This window comes from Variovorax sp. Varisp36, assembly GCF_047304235.1.
GTDB lineage: Bacteria > Pseudomonadota > Gammaproteobacteria > Burkholderiales > Burkholderiaceae_C > Variovorax.
Genome location: NZ_JBGLYU010000018.1, coordinates 1 through 23757 on the forward strand (window position 1 = coordinate 1; position 23757 = coordinate 23757).

The following is a 23757-nucleotide window of genomic DNA, read 5'->3' on the forward strand; positions in this document are numbered from 1 at the left end:
GTGCAGCATTGGCCCGCCATGACGCCCGTCGAGAAGCGCGCCCCGTGGCGCCGCCGCACGATGGAAGATTACGCCTGGCGCGTCAACCGCTATGCCGAACGCGCACGCGAAGCCGAGCCCCCCCCCCCCACCCCGGCCGCGCCCGCAATAGCCCCCCCCCCCCCCCCCCCCCCCCCCCCCCCCCGGGCCCCCCCCCGCCCCCCCCCCCCCCCCCCCCCCCGGGCGCTTTGGCGCTCCGCTTCCCTCGTGGCGCCGCTTTTCCCGCCTCCTAGGACGACGACCGAGGGCTTACCCCATAACTCGGGCCCGCATATTGCTTAAGACTGTCGTCGGTTGACTGTCGACAGTTTGCAGTCAACCCGATGAACCCCAAACAAGGGCTTGGCCTGCCAGCCAGGCCGGTGAAAAGGAACGCGATATGCAACTGCACGCAGTGGACCGCAAGGCCCCGCCGGTCTCCGACGCCGAGCGCCAGGTTCGACAGGACCTGGCCGCGGCCTACCGGCTGGTGGCGCACTACGGCATGGACGACAGCATCTACACGCACATCTCCGCGCGTGTGCCGGGCACCGAAGACCAGTTCCTGATCAACCCCTTTGGGATGCTGTTTCGCGACATCACGGCCTCGTCGCTGGTCAAGATCGACCTTGCGGGCCGCATCCTCGACGACTCGCCCTACGACGTGAACCCGGCCGGCTTCACCATCCACAGCGCGGTGCACGGGGCGCGCCACGACGCGGCCTGCGTGCTGCACACGCACACGGTGGCCGGCGTGGCGGTGTCGTCGCTGGCCGGCGGGCTGCAGCCCTGCAACCAGTGGGCGCTGCAGTTCTACCAGCGCGTGGTCTATCACGACTTCGAGGGCATCGCGCTCGACCCCGAGGAGCGCGAGCGCCTCGTGGCCGACCTTGGCCCGACGGCGCGCGCGCTCATCCTGCGCAACCACGGCCTGGTGACGCTGGGCCGCACGGTGTCGGAGGCCTTCATCCTGATGCTGAACCTGGAGCGCGCCTGCCGCGTGCAGGTGGCCATCGAGTCGAGCGGCCAGCCGGTCTACCCGGTGCCGGCCGAGGTCTGCGAGAAGACCGCGCAGCAATACGAAGCTGGCGGCGGCAGCCACCTGCCCGGCCAGGCCGACCCGAACGCGCGCGAATGGCGCGCGCTGCTGCAGCGCATCGAGCCCGCGCCGGCCACCTCGTTCCGCGACTGATCGCCCCGCTTTCCCCTCCCGTTCCCTGACCCTGTCCACCACCTCGAAAGAGCCAGAAGGAGTTCGCCCCATGAAACGTCGCAACCTCATCCAGATGGGTGCCGCCGCCACCGCCGGCCTGACGCTGGCCGGCGTTCCCCTGCACCTTCTGGCCGCGGGCAGGAAGGGCGGCACGATCAACGCCGTCGTCCAGCCCGAACCGCCGGGGCTGATGCTGGGGATCACGCAGAACGGCCCGACGCAGATGATCTCCGGCAACATCTACGAAGGCCTGCTGCGCTACGACGAGAAGATCACGCCGCTGCCTTCGCTGGCCACCGCGTGGACCGTCAACAAGGAAGGCACGCTCTACACCTTCAAGCTCAAGCCCGGCGTCACCTGGCACGACGGCAAGCCCTTCACCTCGGCCGACGTGGTGTTCTCCGCCGACGTGTTCCTGCGCAAGACGCATGCGCGCCTGCGGGCCAACCTGGCTGCGGTGGAAAGCATCCGCGCAGTCGATCCGCTCACGGTCGAGTTCAAGCTCAAATACCCCTTCGGGCCCTTCATCGGCATCTTCGAGGTCGGCAGCATGCCGATGATCCCGAAGCACATCTACGAAGGCACCGACTTCGCGACCAACCCCGCCAACGCCACGCCCATCGGCACCGGGCCGTTCAAGTTCAAGGAGTGGGTCAAGGGCTCGTACATCCAGCTCGTGGCCAACGACAAGTACCACGTCAAGGACGTGCCGCTGGTCGACAGCGTCTACTTCCACGTCATTCCCGACGCGGCTTCGCGCGCGGCGGCGTTCGAGTCGGGCAAGGTCGACTTGGTGCCCGGCGGCGCGGTCGAGTACTTCGACGTGCAGCGGCTGTCCAAGCTGCCGGGCGTTGCCGTCACCACCAAGGGCTGGGAGTTCTTCGCGCCGCATTCGTGGCTGTGGCTGAACAACCGCAAGGCGCCGATGGACAACGTCAAGTTCCGCCAGGCCGTGATGTTCGCCATCGACCGCGAGGCCATGGCCAAGATCGCGTGGCAGGGCTTTGCCAAGCCGGCGACGGGGCCGTTCAACAGCAACATCAAATTCCACAGCACCGACGTCGCCAAGTACCCGCGCAACGTTGAGACGGCCAAAAAGCTGCTGGCCGAATCGGGCTACAAGGGCGAGACCCTGCGGCTGCTGCCGCTGCCCTATGGTGAGACATGGTCGCGCCAGGCCGAGATCCTGAAGCAGAACTTGGCCCAGGCCGGCATCAAGGTCGAGATGACCGCCACCGACGTTGCCGGCTGGAACCAGCGCCTGAACGACTGGGACTACGACCTCGCCTTCACCTACGTCTACCAGTACGGCGACCCGGCGCTGGGCGTGGCGCGCAACTACACCACCGCCAACATCGCCAAGGGCTCGCCGTTCAACAACGTCGAGGGCTACTCGAACCCGAAGCTCGACGAGCTGTTCGATGCCGGTGCGCGCGAGACCGATCCGGAAAAGCGCAAGGCCATCTACCTGCAGGCGCAAAAAATCCTGCTCGACGAGGTGCCCGTGGCCTGGCTGCTGGAGCTCAACTTCCCCACGCTCTACCGCACCAAGCTCAGCAACATCGTGAGCTCGGGCATCGGCCTCAACGACAGCCTCGGCAACGCAAGCGTCGGCTGACGCGCGGAGTGACGACCGAATGAAACGTACGCAGTTCATGTTGACCCGCGTGCTGCAGGGCCTGGTGGCGATCCTGCTGATCGCCACGGTCAACTTCATGCTGGTGCGCGCCGCGCCGGGCGATCCGGTGTCGGTGCTGGCGGGCGAGGCCGGCGCGTCCGATCCGCAGTTCGTCGCGCAGCTGCGCGCGCAGTTCGGGCTCGACCAGCCGCTGTCGACGCAGCTCGCCACTTATGTCGGCAAGGTGGTGCGGCTCGACCTCGGCTACTCGTACCGCCAGCAGCAGCCGGTGCTCAAACTCATCATGGACCGGCTGCCCGCAACGCTGCTGCTCACCGGCACAGCCTTCGCGCTCTCGCTGCTCTTCGGCATCACGCTGGGGGCGCTCTCGGCGCGGCGCGCGGGCACGTGGGTCGACAGCGCCATCACCGTGGTGGCGCTGCTGTTCTATGCCACGCCGCTGTACTGGCTCGCGTTGATGGCGGTGCTGGTGTTCACGGTGCAGCTCGAATGGCTGCCGGGCTTCGGGCTCCTGACCGTGGGCTCGGGTGCCACCGGCTTCGCGCTGGCGCTCGACGTCGCGAAGCACCTGGTGCTGCCGGCGCTCACGCTCGCACTGTTCTACATGGCCGTCTACGCACGCATGACGCGCGCTGCGATGCTCGAGGTGGCGCAGATGGACTTCGTGAAGACCGCGCGCGCCAAGGGCGTGAAACCCGGCCGCATCCTGCGCGCGCATGTACTGCGCAACGCGCTGCTGCCGGTGGTCACGCTGGCGGGCATCCAGGCCGGCGGAATGATCGGCGGCGCCGTGCTCACCGAGACCGTCTTCGCCTGGCCCGGCATCGGCCGCCTGATGTTCGACGCGCTGCTGCAGCGCGACTACAGCCTGCTGCTCGGCGCCTTCCTGGTGACGGCCGCGATGGCCGTGCTCTTCAACCTCATCACCGACCTGGTCTACACCCTGGTCGATCCGCGGATCGAGCTGACATGACGACGATGCAAAGCGATTTCTGGCGGCGCTTTCGCCGCAACAAGGGCGCCGTGGCCGGCATGGTGGTGCTGCTGATCGTGGCAGCCGTTGCACTGCTCGGACCCTGGCTCGCCACCAACGACCCGTGGGCCATGGTCGAGCAGCCCTTCGTGCGCCCCTGGACCGAGCCCGGCTTCCTGCTGGGCACAGACACGCTCGGACGCGACATCCTCGCGGGCCTGGTCTACGGTGCGCGCATTTCGCTCTTGATCGGCGTGGTGTCCACCATCGTGGCGCTGCTGATCGGCGTTACCTTCGGCGCAATCGCGGGCTACTTCGGCGGCTGGATCGACGCGGCGCTGATGCGCTTCACCGAGCTGTTCCAGGCGGTGCCGAGCTTCGCACTGGCCATCGTGCTGGTGGCGATCTTCGAGCCTTCGATCAAGTCCATCGTCGTGGCCATTGCCATCGTCTCGTGGCCGCCGGTGGCGCGCCTCGTGCGCAGCGAGTTCCTCACGCTGCGCCAGCGCGACTTCGTGCAGGCCGCGCTGCTCGCGGGGCAGTCGACGTCGCGCATCATCCTCACGCAGATATTGCCCAACGCCATGTCGCCCATCATCGTGATGGCCTCGCTGATGGTGGCCACGGCCATCCTGCTCGAAAGCAGCCTCAGCTTTCTGGGCCTGGGCGACCCGAACCAGATGAGCTGGGGCTACATGGTCGGCGCCGCGCGCACCGTGCTGCGCCAGGCCTGGTGGATGGCGCTGTTCCCGGGGCTGGCCATCGTACTGACCGTGCTTGCGCTCAATCTCGTGGGCGAGGGCCTGAGCGACGGGCTCAACACGCGGCTGCACGGAAAGGGCAAGTGAATGAACGCCACCGTCACGCCAATGAAACCCCTGCATCCCGTGCTCGACATCGTTGGCCTGAGCATCTCGCTGCCCTCGGGCGCCGACCGCGCGCTGGCCGTCGAAGGCGCCACGCTCTCGGTAATGCCGGGCCAGACGCTGTGCGTGGTCGGCGAGTCGGGCTCGGGCAAGTCGATGATCGCCAACGCGGTCATGGGCCTGTTGCCGCGCCCGCACGTGGCGCCGGTCGCGGGCCGGATCCTGTTCGATGGCCACGACCTGCTGCAGCTCACCGAGCCGCAGATGCGCGAGCTGCGCGGGCGGCGCATCGGCATGGTGTTCCAGGAGCCGATGACCGCGCTGAACCCTGTGATGCGCATCGGTGAGCAGATCGGCGAAGTGTTCGACGCACACGGCAGCGTGCCCGCGGCCGAGAAGAGACGCCGCATCCTCGCGGCGCTGGCCGACGTGGGCCTGCCCGACCCCGAGCTGCTGATCGACGCCTACCCCTTCCGCCTCTCGGGCGGCCAGCGCCAGCGCGTGATGATCGCCTGCGCCCTGGTGCTGGAGCCCGTGCTGCTGATCGCCGACGAGCCGACCACCGCGCTGGACGTCACCACCCAGGCGCAGATCCTCGCGCTGGTGCGCGAGCTGCAGCAGCGCCGCGGTACGGCCGTGCTCTTCATCACGCACGACTTCGGCGTGGTCTCCGAAATTGCCGACCACGTGGTGGTCATGCAGACCGGCCACGTGGTCGAAAGCGGCCCGGCCGCCCAGGTGCTCGGTGCGCCGCAGCATCCCTACACGCGCAAGCTCATCGCCGCCATTCCTGACGGCCAGGCGCAGACCGTGCCGCACGACGACCTGACGCGCGTGCTGCAGGTCCAGGACCTGTGCAAGACCTACCGTTCGAGCGGAGGCCTGTTCAAGCGCGGCCGCGCGGTGCAGGCGGCGAAGGACATCAGCTTCGAGCTGCACCGCGGCGAGACGCTGGGGCTGGTGGGTGAATCGGGTTCGGGCAAGTCGAGCGTGGGGCGCTGCCTGGTGGGGCTCGCGCCCTTCGACAGCGGACGCATTCTCTTCAAGGGCCGCAACCTCGCGCAGGGCAAGAGCTTCCGGCGCGCGGCGGCCGGCAAGATCCAGATGGTGTTCCAGGACCCGTATGCCTCGCTCAACCCGCGCCACCGCGTCGGCGCGGCCATCGCGGGCGGACCGATCGCACAAGGCGTGGGCAAGGCCGAGGCGATGGCGCGTGCCATGGAACTGCTGCAGCTCGTGGGCCTGGGCGCCGATGCGGCGCAGCGCTATCCGCACGAGTTCTCGGGCGGGCAGCGCCAGCGCATCGGCATCGCCCGCGCGCTCGCGATGCAGCCCGAGCTGCTGGTGGCCGACGAGCCGGTGTCGGCGCTCGACGTGTCGGTGCAGGCGCAGGTGCTGGAGCTCTTCGCGCAGGTGCGTGCGCAGTTCCAGCTCGCGATGGTCTTCATCACGCACGACCTGCGCGTGGCCGGCCAGATGTGCGACCGCATCGCGGTGATGCAGCGCGGCGAGGTGGTGGAATACGGCGAGACGCACAAGGTGCTCAACGATCCGCAGCACGCCTACACGCGCAAGCTGATCGACGCGGTGCCACGCCTCGCGGGGCAGGCCGATGTGTCTGCGAAGGTGGCCTGATGCCTTGCGTTGCGCTCTTGAGCGATGTGCTCGACATGCACTACCTTGCGCCCGCCTTTCGCCAGCACTGCCCCGATATCGACCTGCGGCTGGGCGCCGACCTCGGCCCGCTCGAACAGATCGATGCGGCCGTCTGCTGGTATCCGCCGCACGGCCTGCTGGCGAGCTTGCCGCGGCTGCAGCTGGTGCAGTCGCTGGCCGCGGGCGTCGACCACATCACGGCCGACCGGCAACTGCCGCGCGCGCTGCCGCTTTGCCGCATCGTCGATCCGGAGATGGCCACGGGCATGAAGGCCTACGTGTGCTGGGCCGTGATCCAGCATCAGCGGCAGATGCCTGCGTACCTTGCGAGCGCGGCCATGGGGGCATGGCAGGAGCAGCCGATGAGCCCGCCGGGGCGCCACCGCGTCGGCATCGCGGGGCTCGGCACCCTGGGGCTGGCCTGTGCCGAGGCATTGGCCGCAATCGGCTATGCGGTGCGCGGCTGGAGCCGCAGTGCGAAGGCCGGCCTGCCGGCCGGTGTCGCGGGCTTCCATGGCGATGCGCAGCTCGATGAATTCCTCGCGGGCTGCGACACGCTGGTGTGCCTGCTGCCGCTCACGCCGCAGACGCAGGGCTTTCTGAGCGCAGACCTGTTCGCGCGGCTGCCGCGCGGCGCGCACCTGGTCAATGTCGGACGCGGTGCACACCTTGTCGAGGCCGACCTGCTGCGCGCGCTCGACAACGGCCAGTTGTCCGCCGCCACGCTCGATGCCTTCACGCAGGAGCCGCTGCCGGCCGACCACCCTTTCTGGGGCGACCCGCGCATCCTGGTCACGCCGCACATCGCCACCCGGACCGACACGTCGGTGATTGCGCAGCAGACACTGCACAACCTCGCGCTCATACGGCGCGGCGAGCGGCCGGGAACGGCTGTCGACCTCGACCGGGGCTACTGAGCCGCCCTCGCATTTCAAGACAACGGAGCAGGCCACATGAACGCATCCATCCCTACCGCCGCGTTGCAAGCAGCACATGCAGAGCGCGCCGCAAACGACATCGCGGCCCACCTGCACCCCTTCACCGACCTCGCGGCGCATCCGCAAGTCGACCCGCTCGTGATGGAGCGCGGCGACGGCATCTACGTGGAGGACGACCAGGGCCGGCGCTATCTGGAGGCCATGTCGGGTCTGTGGTGTGTTTCGCTGGGCTTCAGCAATGCGCGCCTTGCCAAGGCCGGCAGCGACGCGCTGCACACGCTGCCCTGCTATCACACCTTCAACCACCGCTCGAATGCGGCGGCCATTGCGCTGGCCGAGAAGCTGTTGTCGATGGCGCCGGTGCCGATGTCCAAGGTGTTCTTCGCCAACTCGGGTTCGGAGGCCAACGACACCGCCGTCAAGCTGGTCTGGTATTACCACAACGCCATCGGCAAGCCCGGCAAGAAGAAGATCATCGCGCGCCGCAACGCGTACCACGGCGTCACCGTGGCGGCGGCCAGCTTGAGCGGGCTGGTGCCCAACCACCGCGATTTCGACCTGCCGATCGACCGCGTGCTGCACGTCGATTGCCCGCATCACTACCGCTACGCCGAGCCCGGCGAAACCGAAGAGGCCTTCGCCACGCGGCTGGCCGATGCGCTCGAGCAGCGCATCCTTGCCGAAGGGCCCGACACCGTGGGTGCCTTCATCGCGGAGCCGGTGATGGGCGCGGGCGGCGTGCTGGTGCCACCGGCCACCTATTTCGAAAAGGTGCAGGCGGTGCTGCGCAAGTACGAGGTGCTGTTGATCGCCGACGAGGTGATCTGCGGCTTCTGCCGTACCGGCGAGATGTTCGGCTCCACCACCTTCGGCCTGCGGCCCGACATCCTTACCGCGGCCAAGGCCCTGTCGTCGGGCTATGTGCCGATTTCGGCCGTCATGGTGTCCGAGCAGGTGCATGCGGCCGTGGCCGCCAACAGCGGAAAGATCGGCACCTTCGGCCACGGCTTCACCTACTCGGGCCATCCGGTGACTGCCGCGGTCGCGCTCGAAACGCTGCGCATCTACGAGGACGAGCAGGTGCTCGCGCATGTGCAGGCGGTGGCGCCGCAGTTCCAGGCCGGCCTGCGCCGCTACGCCGGCCATCCGCATGTGGGCGAGGTGCGTGGCGTGGGGTTGATCGGCGCGCTCGAACTTGCGGCCGATCCGGCGAAGCGCATGCCCTTCGATGCGGCGATGAAGGCCGGCGCACGGCTGGCCGAACTCGCGCTGCAGGAGGGCCTGATCGTGCGCGCCATGGGCGATGCCGTGGCCTTCTGTCCGCCGCTCATCATCACGCCCGCGCAGATCGACGAGATGTTCGAACGCTTCGATCGCGCGATGGTGCGCTTCGAGGCTTCGCTGGCGTGAACACCACCGCGAGCGCCGCAGTGCTGCTGCGCCCGCCGGGCTCCAGGAGCACCGGCGTTGCGCTGTTCTTCTGCGCGCTGGTGGCCTTTGCGAGCTACGACGCCTTCTGCAAGCACATGCTGCAGTTCTACCCCGCGCCTTTCGTCAACCTGATGCGCTACCTGTCGGTGATCTGCATTGCCTTCGCGATGCTGCTGCGCCACGGCGACTTGCGCATCTGGCGCGCGCCGCAGAAGAGGCTGCTGCTGTTGCGCGGCGTGATGCTCGCGACCGTGGCTACCTGCTTCATGACGGCGCTGATCTGGATGCCGCTGGCCGAAGCCACCGCCATCTACTTCACCGCACCGCTGCTCATGGTGGCGCTGTCGCCCTGGCTGGTGGGCGAGGCGGTGCAGCGCAGCCGCTGGGTGGCGGTGAGCGTGGGCTTCGCGGGCATGCTGCTGATCGTGCGGCCCGGCGGCAACCTGCCATGGGTGGGCACGATGCTGATGGCGGTGTCGGCCGTCTGCTATGCGATCTTCCAGCTGCTCACGCGCCGCCTTGCGGGGTGGGTCGCGAGCCCGGTGCAGTATGCGTACACGGCGCTGGTGTGCCTGGTCGTCACCGCCCTGCCCGCGCCCTTCTTCCTGCCGGCCGAGCGACCCGCTGCCGGTGCGGTGTTGTTGCTGCTCGCGGGCGGTGCCTGCAGCGGGCTGGCGCAGTGGCTGCTGCTGGCCGCCTTCGAGCGCGTCGAGGCCGCGACGCTGGCACCGCTCAACTACTTCCAGCTGCTGCTCGCGGTGGTCTTCAGCACTTTCTGGTTCCACAGGCCGCCCGATGGGCTGGCGATGGCGGGCATTGCGCTGATCATGGCCGCGGGGGTCTACCTGGCACGGCGGCCAATCAAGAATAAGGCCCCGCTACCCCTCACATGACGAGACAAACACCATGGTTTTTTCTTCTTCCACCGCCGACAGCACCGGCTTCGAGTCCGTCGAGGCGCCCGACCTGGTCGGGCTGGTCGAAGCGCAGCTGACGCGCGCCATCGTCGAAGGGCGCCTCGCGCCCGGCAGCCGTATCGTCGAGGCCGAGATCGCGCGCCGCATGGGCGTGAGCCGCGCCCCCGTGCGCGAGGCCGCGCGCCGGCTCGAGCGCCAGGGCGTGCTGGTGGCGCGCCCGCGCCACGGCTTCGCGGTGCGCACCATCAGCGTCCAGGAAATCGACGACCTGTTCGAAGTGCGCCTGAGCCTGGAGATGACCTCGGTCGAGCTGGCCTGCCGCAAGGCCGACGACGCGGGACTGCAGCGCCTGCGCACGCTGGTGGACGACATGGTGCGCGAGGCGCCCACGCAGCCGCAGCACGTGCGCATCGCGACCGACCTGGCCTTCCACACGCTGATCAGCGAGCTCTCGGGCAACGCGCACCTGCACCGCATCTTCTCGAACACCCAGACCGAGATGCAGATGATCATCGCGCTGATCGACGCGGTCTACCACGACCCCGAGACCATGGCCAACACGCACTACCCCATCGTCGATGCGCTGATGAGCCGCGACGTCGAGGCGTCACGCCTGGCCATGCGCGAACATCTCGACGACGCCTGGCAGCAGGTGCGCGCACTGTTCGTGAAGCAGCACGGCGACGTCGCCCTCACCACTTCCACGCAAGGACCCGCGAGATGAAGATCGTCTACAGCGACGCCCACAAGGACCACGACCCGCAGCTCTTCATGGTGCGCGGCCGCCTGAAGCGCAGCAACGAGCAGCCCGAGCGGGCCTTCCGCCTGCTGTCGGCGGTCGAGCACGATGGCCACGAGGTTGTCGCGGGCGAAGACTTCGGCGCCGGCCCGCGCGCCGCGATCCACACGCCGGAGTACCTGCGCTTCCTGGAGACGGCCTACGCGCGCTGGCGGCTGCTGGACGACCCGTCCGACGAGGTCATGCCCAACATCCATCCCTTTCCGGGCGAGCCCTGCACGTATCCGGAGAGCGTGGTCGGGCAGGCGGGCTTCCACATGGGCGACAACGCGTGCTCCATCGGCCCGCACACCTGGGCTGCGGCCGTGGGCTCGGCCCACGTGGCCACCCACGCGGCGCAGCTCGTGCTGCAGGGCGAGCGCGCGGCCTATGCGCTGTGCCGTCCGCCGGGCCACCACGCCTATGCCGACCGGGCCAACGGCTTCTGCTACCTGAACAACACGGCCATCGCGGCGCAGCACTTGCGCGCGGCGCACGATCGCGTGGCGATCCTCGACATCGACGTGCACCACGGCAACGGCACGCAGGGCATCTTCTACCACCGCGCCGACGTGCTGACGATTTCGCTGCACGGCGATCCGCGCAACTTCACGCCCTTTTTCACCGGCTATGCGCACGAGCGCGGCGAGGGCGCGGGCCTGGGCTACAACATCAACAAGCCGCTCGCGCTGGGCACCGACATCGACGGCTACCTGCCCGCGCTGCGCGATGCCTGCGAGAGCATCCGCGCCTTCGCGCCCGGCGCGCTGGTGGTGGCACTGGGCCTCGACACGCATGAGCGCGATCCCTACAAGGGCATGAAGATCACGACGCCCGGCTTCGCGCAACTGCTGGCCGAGATCGCGCGCCTGGGCCTGCCCACGGTGCTGGTGCAGGAAGGCGGCTACCTGTCGGACGACCTGGGCCCGAATCTCGCCAGCGCATTGCGCGGCTTCGCGAGCGCCGCATGACGGCAACGGCCGGGTTCGACGACGCGGAAGTCCTGAGCGAAGGCTCGCCCGAGCTCGACCCCGACTGGGTGCGCGCGTTCGCGCTGCGCCACTACGGCATCGAAGGCGAGATGCGGCCGCTGACCGGCGAGCGCGACCGCAATTACCGCCTTGAGTCCGCGCGGAGCGGCGAGCGCTTCATGCTCAAGATCTCGCACCCGTCTGAAACGCCGCTGGTGGCGGACTTTCAGACGCAGGCGCTGCTGCACATTGCAAGAGCCGATCCGGGGCTGCCCGTGCAGCGCATCGTGCCCACATGCGACGGCCAGCCTTCGTTGCTCTGCGATCCGGGCGACGGCCTGCCGCGCGTGGCACGGCTCTTCAGCTACCTGCCGGGCTTGCCCCTGCCCGAAGCGCCGCGTACTTCCGCGCAGCAACTGAACCTCGCGCGCGCGCTGGCCCGGCTCGACCTCGCGCTGCACGGCTTCGACCATCCGGCCGGCGCGCTTGCCCTGCCCTGGGACATCCAGCGCGCCGACAGCGTGCGTGGCCTGCTCGCGCACATCGCCGACCCGGCGCGGCGCGCGCTGGCCGAACGCTCGCTCGACCGCTTCGAGCGCGATGCAAAGCCGGTGCTGGCGGGCCTGCGCACACAGCCCATCCACAACGACTTCAACATCTACAACGTGCTGGTCGACCCCGGCGACACCGACCGCATTGCCGGCATCCTCGACTTCGGCGACATGGTGCGTGCACCGCTGATCGACGACCTCGCGGTGGCTGCGGCCTACCAGCTCGATCCGGCGGGCGATGCGCTGGCCGGCATCGTGCCCTTCGTCGCTGCGTATCACGCGGTGCTGCCGTTGACGCGCGAAGAAGTCGACGTGCTGTTCACGCTGATCACCGCGCGGCTCGTGATGGTGGTCGCCATCAGCGGCTGGCGCGCTGCGCGCCACCCCGGCAACGCGGCCTACCTGCTGCGCAACAACGCGCTTTCGTGGGCCCGCCTGCAGGCCTGCGACCGCATCGGCAACGACGTCGCGAGCGCCGCCTTCCGGCGCGCCTGCGGCATGAACCAGAGTCACGAACATGCCTGAAGAATCGCTCCTGGAACGCCGCGCGCGCCTGCTCGGCCCGGCCTACCGCCTGTTCTACGAAGCACCGCTGCACCCGGTGCGCGGCGAGGGCGTGTGGCTCGCCGATGCCGATGGCCGGCGCCATCTCGATGCGTACAACAACGTTGCGTCGGTGGGGCATTGCCATCCGCACGTGGTGGAGGCGATTGCACGGCAGGCCAGCGTGCTCAACACCCACACGCGCTACCTGCACGAAGGCGTGCTCGACTACGCCGAGCGCCTGCTGGCCACCATGCCGCGCGAGCTCGGCCATGCGATGTTCACCTGCACCGGCAGCGAGGCCAACGACCTTGCGATGCGCATCGCCAAGGCCCATACGAAGGCCGAAGGGCTGATCGTCACGCGCTTCGCGTACCACGGCGTGACGGAGTCGATCGCGCAGGCCTCGCCTTCGCTCGGGCGCTTCGTGCAGCTCGGCAAGACGGTGCGCACCGTGCCGCCGCCCGACAGCTACCGCGTGCCGCCCGAAGACCAGGGAAGGGCTTTCGCCGCCGGCGTGCGCGCCGCCATCGCCGACCTGCAGGCGCATGGCATGCGGCCGGCCGCGCTGATGGTCGACACCGTGTTCTCGAGCGACGGCATCTTCACCGACCCGGCGGGCTTCCTGAACGAAGCGGTCGCCGCGATCCGCGAGGCCGGCGGGATCTTCATCGCCGACGAAGTACAGCCCGGCCTGGGCCGCACCGGCGATGCCTTCTGGGGCTTCATGCGCCACGAGAGTCTGGTGCCCGACATCGTGACCATGGGCAAGCCGCTGGGCAACGGCCATCCATTGGCTGGGCTGGCGGTGCAGCCGGAGGTGCTGGCCGCGTTCGGCCGCGAGTGCCGCTACTTCAACACCTTCGGCGGCAACCCGGTGTCGATGGCGGCCGGCATGGCGGTGCTCGACGTGATCGAGCGCGAAGGATTGATGGCCAATGCGCAGCGCGTGGGCCGCCATCTGCGCGCCGGGCTCTCGAAGCTTGCCGAGCGCCACGAGTTGATCGGCGACGTGCGCGGCGCGGGCCTGTTCGTGGGTCTGGAGCTCGTGACAGACCGTCACGCGCGCACGCCTGCCACGGCCGAGACCGTGCGCGTCGTCAACGGCCTGCGCGAGCGGCAGGTGCTGCTGAGCGCCACCGGCGAACACGCCAACACGCTGAAGATCCGTCCGCCGCTGGTGTTCTCCGAAGCCAATGCCGATCTGCTGATCGGCACGCTGGACGAAGTGCTGGCCGGGCTTTGACCCGCTGTCATGGCGGCAAACGCCGCCTTGCGCCAGAATCGTCCGCCTCCCACGACAGTGCCCTCGCCGCCATGAACATCGCCGATTCCTTCCTTGCCAACGCCGCCCGTTTCGTCGAGATCCGGCGCGACATCCACGCCCATCCCGAACTCGGTTTCGAGGAGCACCGCACTTCCGAGAAGGTCGCGAACCTGCTGACCGGATGGGGCATCGAGGTGCACCGAGGCATCGCCGGCACGGGACTCGTCGGCGTGCTGCGCAAGGGCACGGGCTCGCACACCATCGGCCTGCGCGCCGACATGGACGCACTGCCGCTGCACGAGGCCAACGAGTTCGCCCACAAGTCGACCAATCCCGGCCGCATGCACGCCTGCGGCCACGACGGCCACACCACCATGCTGCTGGCCGCCGCGTGGCACCTGTCGCAGCAAGGGCCCGACGACTTCGACGGCACGGTGCATTTCATCTTCCAGCCCGCCGAGGAGATGGGCAAGGCCGGCGCGAAGAAGATGATCGACGAAGGCCTGTTCGAGCGCTTTCCGTGCGACGCGGTCTTCGGGCTGCACAACTTCCCCGTCGGCGACGTGGGCCGCTTTGCGCTCAACGAAGGCGCGCTGATGGCGTCGAGCAACACGTACAAGATCACGCTGCGTGGACGCGGCACGCATGCCTCGATGCCGCACACCGGCATCGACCCGGTGGCCGCGGTGGTCACGCTGGCGCAGCAACTGCAGACCATCGTGGCGCGCACCATTCCCAGCACCGAGCGCGCACTGCTTGCAGTCACGCAGCTGCAGGGCTCGGATGCGCCGAACGTGATTCCCGATGTGGCGACGGTGGGCGGCACGATCCGCACCTTTTCCATCGAAGCCATCGACAAGCTCGAGGCGCGGCTGCGCGAAGTGGCGGCCGGCGTGGCGGCGGCGCATGGCTGCACGGCCGAGGTGTACTTCAACCGCTCCTCGCCGCCGACTGTGAACCATCCGGCCGAGGCGCGCTTTGCCGCCGGCGTGATGCGCGAGGTGGTTGGCGACGACATGGTCACCGACAACTTCCCCGCCGTGATGGGCGCCGAGGACTTCGCCCACATGCTGCTCGCGCGGCCCGGCTGTTACGCCTTCCTGGGCAACGGCGACGGCGACCACCGGCTCGACGGCCACGGGCCCGGCCCCTGCATCATTCACAACACCTCGTTCGACTTCAACGACGAGATCATCCCGATCGGTGCCAGCTACTTCGTGAAGCTGGTGCAGCGCTGGCTGTCGCCGGGCGGTTGAAGTTGTTCCCTTCCTGTTGACGATGATCAAGAAAGTGGCCACACAGATGACCTCCACCCCGCTCACCCGACGTTCGTTGACCGCGCTTGCTGCTGCGGCGGTGCTTGGTGCCATCGCACCGGCCCATGCACAGCAGCGCGTGATCCACATCGTCGTGCCCTTCGCCACCGGCGCGGTGCAGGACACAGTGGCGCGCGCCTTCAACAACGAACTGGGTGTGGCGCTTGGCACCAGCGCCATCGTCGAGAACCGCGCGGGCGCGGGCGGCACCGTGGGCGCGGCCCTGGTGGCGCGCGCGCCGGCCGACGGCAGCACGCTGGTCCTCGCGGCGGCGAGCCACAACATCGCGGGTTTTCTCTACAACAAGCTGAGCTACGACCCGCTGAAGGATTTCGTCGGCGTGGCCAACGTCGGCAACGCGGGCTATGTGCTGGCGGTGGCGAGCGGCATGAACGTGTCGACCACGGCCGACTTCATCAAGGAGGTCAAGGCCAACCCCGGCAAGTACAACTACGCCTCGGCCGGCAACGGCAGCGCGACGCACCTTGCGATGGCGTCGTTCCTTGCGAAGGCCGGGCTGCAGATGACGCACATCCCGACCAAGTCGACCGGCGAGGCCGTCAACGAGGTGCTCGCGGGCCGCGTGCAGGCGGTGATCTCGTCGAGCATCGGCGTGATCGGCTTCCAGGACGATGCGCGCATCAAGCTGCTCGCGTCCACCGGCCAGTCGCGCAGCCCCTTCCTGCCGAAGCTGCCGACGGTGGCCGAGAGCGGCCTGCCGGGCTACGCCTTCGATTCGTGGATCGGCTTGCTCGCGCCGGCCGGCACGCCCAAGGCGGAAGTCGAGCGCATCAACGTCGCGGCCAACAAGGTGCTGGCCGACCCGGCGATCCAGGAACGCTTCAAGCGCCTGGGCGTGGAGCCGCGCAGTCAGAGCGCGGAGGAGTTCCAGAAGCTGCTGCGCTCGGACTGGGATGCGATGGGGGCGGTGGTGAAGGCTTCGGGGGCGAAGATCGATTAGGCGTGAATTACAAGCTGAGCCTTGTTTTGGGTTATTAAAAGCTCAAGCTTGTAAGCTGTAAAAATACTCTAAAGCTTATATATTGACAAAACAAGCCAGGGCCGATATCTTGCTTGCAAGATGGACTTCCCCCTTCGCTTCGTCGACCAGCTACGGCCACACCTGAAGGCGCTGCGGAAAAAACGCGGCCTGACGCAGGCGCAAGCGGGTGCCCTCGTCGGCGTCAGCCAGGCCCGGATCGCAGAGATCGAGGCGAATCCCGGTGCCGTCGGTTTCGAGCAGTTGACGAAGCTGCTGTCGGTGCTGGGGGCGTCCTTCTACCTGCGGGAAGAAACACCTTCAAGCGGCGGCCCCCTGTACGCGATGGAGGAGCGCGTGAAGTACGAGCCTCCACAGGACACGGCCGTGAAAGTCCCGCCAGGGTGGGAAACCCGGAAGATGAGTGGCGGCTCCGTGCTGGTGACGCTGGCCCCCGGGGAGTCGGGCACTCCGGCGCCGCCATCGTTCGAGGACGCGGCGGCTCAGGTTCCATCGACCGCGCCGGGTGCATTGCTCCGGCTGCTTCAAGCGCTGAACCCGGGCATGGACGTCAAGCCGACATCGCGCCGCAGCTTCGTCATCCGGCCAAAGACAGGTTCCTGGTGATGCAGGCGCTGAATGCGTGGATGAACGGGGAACTGGTCGGCACCTGGTCTGTCGATCGCGACTCCCACACCTTCAGGTATCACCCCGGGTGGCTGGAATCGCCGCGACAGCGGTCGCTGTCGCTGTCGATTCCGATCAACAGCACGCTCGAAGTTCAGGGCGAGGTGGTCAGGAACTACTTCGACAACCTGCTGCCCGACAACATCGGGATCCGCGCGCGCCTGGGCCATCGTTTCAAGCTCAAGGACATCAGCACCTTCGACCTGCTCGAAGCCATCGGGCGCGACTGTGTCGGCGCCGTGCAGTTACTGCCTGAAGGCGCCGCGCCCGAAGGCTGGAAGACCATGAACTGCGAGCCTCTCGACGAAGAGGAAATCGCCGAGTTGCTGCGGGCCGTTCCGTCCGACGCCACCCCCGAAAGCATGCGCGACGAAGACCTGTTCCGCATCTCCCTTGCCGGTGCCCAGGAGAAGACCGCCCTGACCCGCTGGAACGGCGCGTGGTGCCGCCCGCACGGCGCCACGCCCACCACGCACATCATCAAGCTGCCGCTCGGGCTCATCGGCGGCTCCAGGCGCGTGGATGCGTCCAACTCGGTGCAGAACGAATGGGTTTGCGCGCAGATCGTCGAGGCGCTCGGCTTGCTTGTGGCGCCCACATCCATGGCGAGCTTCGGCGGCCAGACGGTCCTGATGGTGGAGCGCTTCGATCGCGAGTGGATGGACGGCGGCACATGGATCGCGCGCCTGCCGCAAGAAGATTTTTGCCAGGCCATGGGACTGCCGTCGAACGAAAAGTACGAGCAGCATGGAGGCCCCGGCATGCCCAGGTGCCTGCAGCTCCTGCAGGGAAGCCGCAGCGCTGACGACGGCACCCGGTTCCTGCTGACCCAACTGGCCTTCTTTCTTCTCGCCGGGACGGACGGCCACGCCAAGAACTTTTCAGTCCGCCTGTATCAGGGCGACGTCTACGACATGACGCCGCTCTACGACATCATTTCGATGTGGCCCTATTTCGGCAACGGGCCCAACCATTTCCAGCCGCGGCAGGCGGGCCTGGCCATGGCGGTTCGCTCCAAGAGCAAGCACTACGTTTTTCACACCATCCAGGCGCGCCATTGGCACCAGCTGGCAATGAAGAACGGTGGCATCGACGTGTGGAACGCCATGCTGGAGATGGTGGCGTCGCTCGACCAGGCATTGGGCGAAGTCGAAGCCCTGTTGCCCGGCGACTTTCCCGCGCGGACCTGGGAAGCCATTTCGCAGGGCATGCGAAGCGAAGCCGGGCGCTTCCTCGGGGGGATAGAAAAATCTTGACGATATATCCTTAATATATTTAAAGTGCGCCTGATTTCCACCGCACACCATCAGGAGCACCATCCGTGACCAATCCCCGCTGGCAAGGAATCTTCCCCGCCATCACCACCAAGTTCCACGCCGACGAGAGCATTGATGCCGAGGGCACGGCCCGGCACATCGACTTCCAGATCCGCAACGGCATCCACGGCCTCGTCACCTGCGGCTCGCTCGGCGAAGCCAGCACGCTGACGCTGGAAGAAAAGCTGCAGGTCGCGAAGATCGCGCTGGACGCCGCCGACGGCCGCATCCCGGTGCTGGCCAATGTGTCGGAAACCAGCACGCGCGAAGCGCTGCGCTACGTGGACGGCGCCAACAAGCTCGGGGTGGCCGGCTTCATGGTGATGCCCTCGGTGATCTACGTGGCCGACGCGCGCGAGGCGATGCTCAATGTGCGCACCATCGCCAACGCCGCGCAGAAACCCATCATGGTCTACAACAACCCGGTGGCCTACCGCGTCGACCTCAAGCCCGAGCACATGGTCGAGCTGGCCGACTGCGAGTGGATCGCCGCCATCAAGGAGAGCACCGACGACATCCGCCGCATCACCGACCTGCGCAACACGGTGGGCGAGCGCTATCAGCTGTTCCTGGGCGTGGACGACCTGGCCTACGAAGGCCTGGCCCTGGGCTGCGACGGCCTGCTGGCCGGCGTGGGTTGCGCGTTCCCGCGCGAGACCGTCGCGCTGTACGACCTGATGAAGGCCGGCAAGTTCGCCGAGGCGCTCAAGCTCTACCAGTGGATGACGCCGATGCTGCACCTCGACGTGTCGACCAAGCTCGTGCAGAACCTCAAGCTCATCGACGTGCTGGTGGGCGTGGGCAGCGAGCACATGCGCCGTCCGCGCCTGCCGCTCATCGGCGAGGAGCGCGCCTTCATCGAAGCGATCGTCAAGAAGGCGCTCGCCACGCGGCCTGCGCAGTACCAATCGGTTATGTAATACGCCCCTCTTTTCATTGTCCCAACCTAGGAAGAAGCATGAAGTCAAAAGCAAACATGGTTTCGTTTCTCGGCCTCGTGGCCATCGCCATCGCAGGTCAGGCACAAGCACAGGAGCAGGTGGTCAAGATCGGTCACAGCGGTCCGCTGTCGGGCCCCAATGCCTTCGCGGGCAAGGACAATGAAAACGGCGTGCGCCTCGCCGTCGAGGAACTCAACGCGAAAAAACTCAGCGTCGGCGGCAAGACGCTGAAGTTCGAGCTGGTGTCCGAAGACGACCAGTGCGACGCCAAGACCGGTGTGAGCGTCGCGCAGAAGTTCGTGGACGACGGCGTCAAGTACGTCATGGGCCCGTACTGCTCCGGCGTGGCCATTCCGGCTTCGCGCATCTACAGCGAAGGCGGCACCATGGTCTCCACCGTGGGCACGAATCCGAAGGTCACGCAGGGCGGTTACAAGAACCTCTACCGCATCATCGCGAGCGACAACCAGATCGGCGGCGCCATGGCGGTCTACGCGGCCAAGGTGCTGAAGGTGACCAAGGTCGGCGTGATCGACGACCGCACCGCCTTCGGCCAGGGCCTCGCCGAAGAGTTCACCAAGGAAGCGAAGAAGCAGGGTCTGACCGTGGTCGGCCAGGAGTTCACCACCGACAAGGCCGTGGACTTCACCGCCATCCTGACCAACATGAAGGCCAAGGCGCCCGAGGCCATCTTCTTTGGCGGCTATGCACCGCAGGCCGCGCCCATGGCGCGCCAGATGAAGCAGCTCGCCGTACCCGGCAAGCTGCTGGGCGGCGACACCGTGTGCAGCCCGGCCACCGGCAAGCTCGGCGGCGACGCAGTCAACGACCTCGTGTTCTGCGCGCAGGGCGGCTCCATCCTCGAGAAGGCGCAAAGCGGCCCGGCCTTCAAGGAGAAGTTCAAGAAGCGCTTCAACGTCGATCCCGACGCGTACGCTGCTTCGTACTACGACCAGGTGCTGCTCATCGGCGAGTCGATGAAGAAGGCCAATTCCATCGACCCCGACAAGGTGGGCGCCGAGCTCTACAAGACCACCTACAAGGGCGTGGCCGCAACCTATTCGTACGACGACAAGGGCAACATGAAGCAGGCGCCCATCACCGTCTTCACTTTCAAGAACGCGGCGCCCGTTCCCCTCGCCAGCTACTGATCGGACCCAGCCACATGCAACGCATCCAGGTCATCGATTCGCACACGGGCGGCGAGCCCACGCGCCTTGTGATCGGCGGGTTTCCCGATCTGGGCGGCGGCAGCATGGCCGAGCGCCGTGCGCTGCTGGCCGAGCGGCACGACAAGTGGCGCGCGGCGGCCGTGCTGGAGCCGCGCGGTAGCGACGTGGTGGTGGGGGCGCTGCTTTGCGAGCCCGTGTCGCCGGATGCGGCCGCCGGCGTGGTCTTCTTCAACAACGCCGGCTACATCGGCATGTGCGGCCACGGCACCATCGGGCTGGTCGCGAGCCTTGCGCACATGGGACGCATCGGCGTGGGCGAGCACCGCATCGAGACGCCTGTAGGCACGGTCACGACCACGCTGCACGAAGACGGCTCGGTGAGCGTGCGCAACGTGCCGGCCTACCGGCATCTGCACCAGGTGGCGGTCGAGCTGCCGGGCCACGGCACCGTGCGCGGCGACGTGGCCTGGGGCGGCAACTGGTTCTTCCTGGTGAGCGAGCACGGCCAGCGCGTGGCGAGCGACAACCTCGCGGCGCTGACCGGCTACACCTCTGCCTTGCGCCGCGCACTGGCGGCGCAGGGGATCACGGGCGCGGACGGCGCGGAGATCGATCACGTCGAACTCTTTGCCAACGACGATGAAGGCGCGGACAGCCGCAACTTCGTGCTGTGCCCGGGCAACGCCTACGACCGTTCGCCCTGCGGCACCGGCACCAGCGCCAAGATCGCCTGCCTCGCGGCGGACGGCAAGCTCGCGCCGGGCGAAGTGTGGACGCAGGCCAGCGTGATCGGCAGCCGCTTCGAGGCCAGCTACGAGATGGCGGATGGCAAGGTCATTCCCACGCTGCGAGGCCGCGCGCACATCAGCGCCGAAGCGACGCTGCTGATTGACGACGAAGACCCGTTCGGCTGGGGCATCCGGCTCTGACATCGGGCGGCATGGACGCGGATGTCATCGTCATCGGCGCCGGCATCGTCGGCGCGGCGTGCGCACAGGCGCTCGCACAGGCGGGGCGCAGGGTGCTGGTGCTCGATGCGCGCATCGGCGGTGCCACCGGCGCGGGCATGGGCCACCTCGTGGTGATGGACGACAACGCGGCCGAGCTCGAACTGAGCCGCCATTCGGTCGCGCAATGGCGCGAGCTGGCGCCGCGCATGAGCGACGACTGCGCGTACAGCGCCTGCGGCACGCTCTGGATCGCCGCGAACGACGAAGAGATGGCGGAGGCCGAGCGCAAGCAACAGCGGCTGCGCACGCACGGCATCGGCAGCCGGCTGCTCGATGCGCGCGAACTGGCAAGCGCGGAGCCCGCGCTGCGCAAGGGGCTGTCGGGCGCTCTCGAAGTGCCGGGCGACGGCATCCTCTATGCGCCGAACGCCGCACGCTGGCTGCTCACCCACAACGCGGAATCGATCCGCGTCGAGCATGCGAAGGTCGAGGCCATCGAAGACGACGGCACGTTGCGCCTCGCCGACGGCAGCCGCCGCACAGCGCCGCAGGTCGTGCTGGCCAACGGCATCCAGGCGACGACGCTGTGCCCCGAACTGCCGATCCGCCCGAAGAAGGGCCATCTGCTGGTCACTGACCGCTATCCGGGCACGGTGCATCACCAACTGGTCGAGCTCGGCTACGTGACCAGCGCGCACCACAGCGAGGGCGACTCGGTCGCCTTCAACGTGCAGCCACGGCCCACGGGGCAGCTGCTGGTCGGCTCGTCGCGCCAGTTCGACACAACGGACCCGGCGGTCGAGGCGCCGATGCTCGCGCGCATGCTCCAGCGCACGCTGGACTACCTGCCGGGGCTTGCGAACCTCAACGCGGTGCGCTCGTGGACCGGCATGCGCGCGGCCTCGCCCGACGGGCTTCCGCTGCTGGGCAAGCACCCGTGGCGCGAGAAGCTCTGGCTCGCTGTCGGACATGAAGGGCTCGGTGTGACCACTGCGCCGGGCAGCGCGCATCTGCTTGCTGCCTTGATGACCGGCGCAACCCCCGACTTCGATGCGGCGCCCTACGCGCCGCGCAGCCTCCGGGAGTTCGCATGAGCAGCCACACCCTGTTGAACATCGACGGCCATCTGGTGCGCGTGAAGGCGGGCAGCTCGGTCGCCGCCGCGCTGCGCGTGGCCAGCAGCATGGGCGTGGCGCGCACTTCGGTCACGGGCCAGCCGCGCGCGCCGTTCTGCGGCATGGGCGTGTGCCAGGAATGCCGCGTGCTGGTCGATGGCCGGCGCAGGCTCGCCTGCCAAACCGTCTGCATCGAAGGCATGCGCGTGGAGACGACGGAATGACGACCCGCATGGCACAGGAAGAATGCGAGGTGCTCGTCGTCGGTGCAGGCCCGGCCGGCATGGCCGCGGCGGTGGCGGCTGCGCCCAGCGGTGCATCGATCGTCGTGATCGACGACAACCCCGTGCCCGGTGGGCAGATCTGGCGCGATGGCCCCGGCGCGGCATTGCCGCCTGCGGCGCGCAAATGGCGCGATGCGCTCGAGCGCCATGCCAACATCCGCGTGCGCAGCGGCACGCGCGTCGTCGCCGTGCCCTCGCCGCATGAACTGCTGCTCGAAGACGCCGAAGGCGCCACGCGCATGCGGTGGAAGAAGCTCATTCTCTGCACCGGGGCACGCGAACTTCTGCTGCCCTTCCCCGGATGGACGCTGCCCGGCGTGACCGGCGCGGGCGGGCTGCAGGCGCTCGTCAAGGCGGGCATGCCGGTCGAGGGCGAACGCATCGTCATCGCGGGCAGCGGGCCGCTGCTGCTTGCCGCCGCAGCCACCGCGCGCGCAGCCGGCGCGAAGGTGCTGCGCGTCGCGGAGCAGGCGTCGTTCGCTTCGGTCGCACGCTTCGGCGCCAGCCTCGCTCGCTGGCCCGGCAAGGCCGCGCAGGCGGTGACGTTGGCCGATCCGCAGTACCGCACTTCGTCGCGCATCATTGCGGCGCAGGGCACGGAGCGCGTCGAGTCGGTTCGGCTGCGGCAAGGCGGCAAGGAGACCGAGATTGCCTGCGACCGCATCGCCTGCGGTTTCGGCCTCACACCCAACACGCAGCTCGGCCAGCTGCTCGGCTGCGCGCTGAAGGCACAAGCCCTGTGGGTCGATGCCTTGCAAGCCACCAGCGTCCCCGGCATCCATGCAGCCGGCGAGTGCACCGGCTTCGGCGGCAGCGAACGCGCACTGGCGCAGGGCACGATCGCAGGCCATGCGGCCGTCGGCAACGAACACGCAGCCAAGGCGCACGAAGGCGAACGCGCCCGCTGGAACGCCTTCGCTGCGCAGCTGCACCGCAGCTTCGCGCTGGCGCCGGATATCAAGACGATGCCGCAGCCCGACACGCTCGTGTGCCGCTGCGAAGACGTTCCCTTCTCCGCGCTGGCAGGTTGCACCGGCTGGACCGACGCCAAGCTGCATCGCCGCTGCGGCATGGGTGCCTGCCAGGGCCGCGTCTGCGGCGACGCGGCGCATTTCCTCTTCGGATGGACGCCGCCCGTGCCGCGCCCGCCGCTGTCGCCGGCCCGCATCTCGACACTCGCAGGCTTGGCGAACGACGGCGACCCCCGACAATGACGCCGCCGCATCCGCAGAACAA

22 protein-coding genes are annotated in these 23757 nt (G+C 68.2%); all 22 read left to right on the top strand.

The features are described from left to right. Positions 1 to 418 precede the first annotated feature (418 nt). The 22 genes from ACCD11_RS12985 to ACCD11_RS13090 all read left to right on the top strand — a co-directional run bounded on the left by ACCD11_RS12985 (position 419) and on the right by ACCD11_RS13090 (position 23735). On the top strand, positions 419 to 1210 hold the full coding sequence (locus ACCD11_RS12985; RefSeq protein WP_413314153.1) for a class II aldolase/adducin family protein: 792 nt from the start codon (positions 419 to 421) through the stop codon (positions 1208 to 1210). Between the two features lie 70 nt (positions 1211 to 1280). After that, positions 1281 to 2849, top strand: a complete 1569-nt coding sequence (locus tag ACCD11_RS12990; protein WP_413314154.1) for an ABC transporter substrate-binding protein — start codon at positions 1281 to 1283, stop codon at positions 2847 to 2849. A 19-nt stretch (positions 2850 to 2868) separates the two neighbouring features. Further along, the gene (locus ACCD11_RS12995) at positions 2869 to 3843 is read left to right on the top strand and encodes an ABC transporter permease (protein WP_413314155.1); all 975 of its coding nucleotides are present in this window, start codon (positions 2869 to 2871) and stop codon (positions 3841 to 3843) included. Then, a complete protein-coding gene (locus ACCD11_RS13000; protein ID WP_413314156.1) occupies positions 3840 to 4691 on the top strand; it encodes an ABC transporter permease in 852 nt (283 codons plus the stop codon). Before ACCD11_RS12995 ends, ACCD11_RS13000 begins: the two co-directional genes overlap by 4 nt. Continuing rightward, positions 4692 to 6344: an ABC transporter ATP-binding protein gene (locus tag ACCD11_RS13005; RefSeq protein ID WP_413314158.1), complete on the top strand. Its 1653-nt coding sequence runs from the start codon at positions 4692 to 4694 to the stop codon at positions 6342 to 6344. Next, a complete protein-coding gene (locus ACCD11_RS13010; RefSeq protein WP_413314159.1) occupies positions 6344 to 7282 on the top strand; it encodes a 2-hydroxyacid dehydrogenase in 939 nt (312 codons plus the stop codon). The genes ACCD11_RS13005 and ACCD11_RS13010 overlap by 1 nt, the downstream gene beginning before the upstream one ends. Before the next feature lie 36 nt (positions 7283 to 7318). Further along, positions 7319 to 8713, top strand: a complete 1395-nt coding sequence (locus ACCD11_RS13015; RefSeq protein ID WP_413314161.1) for an aspartate aminotransferase family protein — start codon at positions 7319 to 7321, stop codon at positions 8711 to 8713. Beyond that, the gene (locus tag ACCD11_RS13020; RefSeq protein WP_413314163.1) at positions 8710 to 9627 is read left to right on the top strand and encodes a DMT family transporter; all 918 of its coding nucleotides are present in this window, start codon (positions 8710 to 8712) and stop codon (positions 9625 to 9627) included. The genes ACCD11_RS13015 and ACCD11_RS13020 overlap by 4 nt, the downstream gene beginning before the upstream one ends. A gap of 13 nt (positions 9628 to 9640) precedes the next feature. Beyond that, on the top strand, positions 9641 to 10375 hold the full coding sequence (locus ACCD11_RS13025; protein ID WP_413314164.1) for a GntR family transcriptional regulator: 735 nt from the start codon (positions 9641 to 9643) through the stop codon (positions 10373 to 10375). Further along, positions 10372 to 11400: a histone deacetylase family protein gene (locus ACCD11_RS13030; RefSeq protein ID WP_413314166.1), complete on the top strand. Its 1029-nt coding sequence runs from the start codon at positions 10372 to 10374 to the stop codon at positions 11398 to 11400. Before ACCD11_RS13025 ends, ACCD11_RS13030 begins: the two co-directional genes overlap by 4 nt. Beyond that, the gene (locus ACCD11_RS13035) at positions 11397 to 12476 is read left to right on the top strand and encodes a phosphotransferase (RefSeq protein WP_413314168.1); all 1080 of its coding nucleotides are present in this window, start codon (positions 11397 to 11399) and stop codon (positions 12474 to 12476) included. The genes ACCD11_RS13030 and ACCD11_RS13035 overlap by 4 nt, the downstream gene beginning before the upstream one ends. Next, positions 12469 to 13740 carry an aspartate aminotransferase family protein gene (locus ACCD11_RS13040; RefSeq protein WP_413314171.1) on the top strand — a complete coding sequence of 424 codons (1272 nt, stop codon included), beginning with the start codon at positions 12469 to 12471 and terminating at the stop codon, positions 13738 to 13740. The genes ACCD11_RS13035 and ACCD11_RS13040 overlap by 8 nt, the downstream gene beginning before the upstream one ends. 71 nt (positions 13741 to 13811) lie before the next feature. Beyond that, positions 13812 to 15017, top strand: coding sequence for a M20 aminoacylase family protein (locus ACCD11_RS13045; protein ID WP_413314172.1), 1206 nt, complete (start codon positions 13812 to 13814; stop codon positions 15015 to 15017). 22 nt (positions 15018 to 15039) lie between these two features. Beyond that, the gene (locus ACCD11_RS13050) at positions 15040 to 16038 is read left to right on the top strand and encodes a tripartite tricarboxylate transporter substrate-binding protein (RefSeq protein ID WP_413314173.1); all 999 of its coding nucleotides are present in this window, start codon (positions 15040 to 15042) and stop codon (positions 16036 to 16038) included. 120 nt (positions 16039 to 16158) lie between these two features. Then, positions 16159 to 16683 (top strand): helix-turn-helix domain-containing protein, encoded by a 525-nt coding sequence (locus ACCD11_RS13055; RefSeq protein WP_413314174.1) that lies wholly within the window; start codon positions 16159 to 16161, stop codon positions 16681 to 16683. After that, the gene (locus tag ACCD11_RS13060; RefSeq protein WP_413314175.1) at positions 16683 to 17999 is read left to right on the top strand and encodes a type II toxin-antitoxin system HipA family toxin; all 1317 of its coding nucleotides are present in this window, start codon (positions 16683 to 16685) and stop codon (positions 17997 to 17999) included. The genes ACCD11_RS13055 and ACCD11_RS13060 overlap by 1 nt, the downstream gene beginning before the upstream one ends. A gap of 65 nt (positions 18000 to 18064) precedes the next feature. After that, positions 18065 to 18979 (top strand): dihydrodipicolinate synthase family protein, encoded by a 915-nt coding sequence (locus tag ACCD11_RS13065; RefSeq protein ID WP_413314176.1) that lies wholly within the window; start codon positions 18065 to 18067, stop codon positions 18977 to 18979. 38 nt (positions 18980 to 19017) lie between these two features. After that, entirely contained in the window at positions 19018 to 20151 is a 1134-nt protein-coding gene (locus ACCD11_RS13070) for a branched-chain amino acid ABC transporter substrate-binding protein (RefSeq protein ID WP_413314177.1), read from the top strand. Between the two features lie 14 nt (positions 20152 to 20165). Then, positions 20166 to 21101, top strand: coding sequence for a 4-hydroxyproline epimerase (locus ACCD11_RS13075; protein ID WP_413314179.1), 936 nt, complete (start codon positions 20166 to 20168; stop codon positions 21099 to 21101). 11 nt (positions 21102 to 21112) lie between these two features. Beyond that, positions 21113 to 22216, top strand: coding sequence for an NAD(P)/FAD-dependent oxidoreductase (locus ACCD11_RS13080; RefSeq protein WP_413314180.1), 1104 nt, complete (start codon positions 21113 to 21115; stop codon positions 22214 to 22216). Further along, complete coding sequence (locus ACCD11_RS13085; RefSeq protein WP_413314181.1) at positions 22213 to 22461, top strand: (2Fe-2S)-binding protein; 249 nt, start codon at positions 22213 to 22215, stop codon at positions 22459 to 22461. The genes ACCD11_RS13080 and ACCD11_RS13085 overlap by 4 nt, the downstream gene beginning before the upstream one ends. Beyond that, positions 22458 to 23735, top strand: coding sequence for an FAD-dependent oxidoreductase (locus tag ACCD11_RS13090; protein WP_413314182.1), 1278 nt, complete (start codon positions 22458 to 22460; stop codon positions 23733 to 23735). Before ACCD11_RS13085 ends, ACCD11_RS13090 begins: the two co-directional genes overlap by 4 nt. Positions 23736 to 23757: the final 22 nt, after the last annotated feature.

Coding starts and splice junctions, on each gene's coding strand:
- ACCD11_RS12985 (WP_413314153.1), top strand. CDS start 419: ATGCAACTGCACGCAGTGGACCGCAAGGCCCCGCCGGTCTCCGACGCC.
- ACCD11_RS12990 (WP_413314154.1), top strand. CDS start 1,281: ATGAAACGTCGCAACCTCATCCAGATGGGTGCCGCCGCCACCGCCGGC.
- ACCD11_RS12995 (WP_413314155.1), top strand. CDS start 2,869: ATGAAACGTACGCAGTTCATGTTGACCCGCGTGCTGCAGGGCCTGGTG.
- ACCD11_RS13000 (WP_413314156.1), top strand. CDS start 3,840: ATGACGACGATGCAAAGCGATTTCTGGCGGCGCTTTCGCCGCAACAAG.
- ACCD11_RS13005 (WP_413314158.1), top strand. CDS start 4,692: ATGAACGCCACCGTCACGCCAATGAAACCCCTGCATCCCGTGCTCGAC.
- ACCD11_RS13010 (WP_413314159.1), top strand. CDS start 6,344: ATGCCTTGCGTTGCGCTCTTGAGCGATGTGCTCGACATGCACTACCTT.
- ACCD11_RS13015 (WP_413314161.1), top strand. CDS start 7,319: ATGAACGCATCCATCCCTACCGCCGCGTTGCAAGCAGCACATGCAGAG.
- ACCD11_RS13025 (WP_413314164.1), top strand. CDS start 9,641: ATGGTTTTTTCTTCTTCCACCGCCGACAGCACCGGCTTCGAGTCCGTC.
- ACCD11_RS13030 (WP_413314166.1), top strand. CDS start 10,372: ATGAAGATCGTCTACAGCGACGCCCACAAGGACCACGACCCGCAGCTC.
- ACCD11_RS13035 (WP_413314168.1), top strand. CDS start 11,397: ATGACGGCAACGGCCGGGTTCGACGACGCGGAAGTCCTGAGCGAAGGC.
- ACCD11_RS13040 (WP_413314171.1), top strand. CDS start 12,469: ATGCCTGAAGAATCGCTCCTGGAACGCCGCGCGCGCCTGCTCGGCCCG.
- ACCD11_RS13045 (WP_413314172.1), top strand. CDS start 13,812: ATGAACATCGCCGATTCCTTCCTTGCCAACGCCGCCCGTTTCGTCGAG.
- ACCD11_RS13050 (WP_413314173.1), top strand. CDS start 15,040: ATGATCAAGAAAGTGGCCACACAGATGACCTCCACCCCGCTCACCCGA.
- ACCD11_RS13055 (WP_413314174.1), top strand. CDS start 16,159: ATGGACTTCCCCCTTCGCTTCGTCGACCAGCTACGGCCACACCTGAAG.
- ACCD11_RS13060 (WP_413314175.1), top strand. CDS start 16,683: ATGCAGGCGCTGAATGCGTGGATGAACGGGGAACTGGTCGGCACCTGG.
- ACCD11_RS13070 (WP_413314177.1), top strand. CDS start 19,018: ATGAAGTCAAAAGCAAACATGGTTTCGTTTCTCGGCCTCGTGGCCATC.
- ACCD11_RS13075 (WP_413314179.1), top strand. CDS start 20,166: ATGCAACGCATCCAGGTCATCGATTCGCACACGGGCGGCGAGCCCACG.
- ACCD11_RS13080 (WP_413314180.1), top strand. CDS start 21,113: ATGGACGCGGATGTCATCGTCATCGGCGCCGGCATCGTCGGCGCGGCG.
- ACCD11_RS13085 (WP_413314181.1), top strand. CDS start 22,213: ATGAGCAGCCACACCCTGTTGAACATCGACGGCCATCTGGTGCGCGTG.
- ACCD11_RS13090 (WP_413314182.1), top strand. CDS start 22,458: ATGACGACCCGCATGGCACAGGAAGAATGCGAGGTGCTCGTCGTCGGT.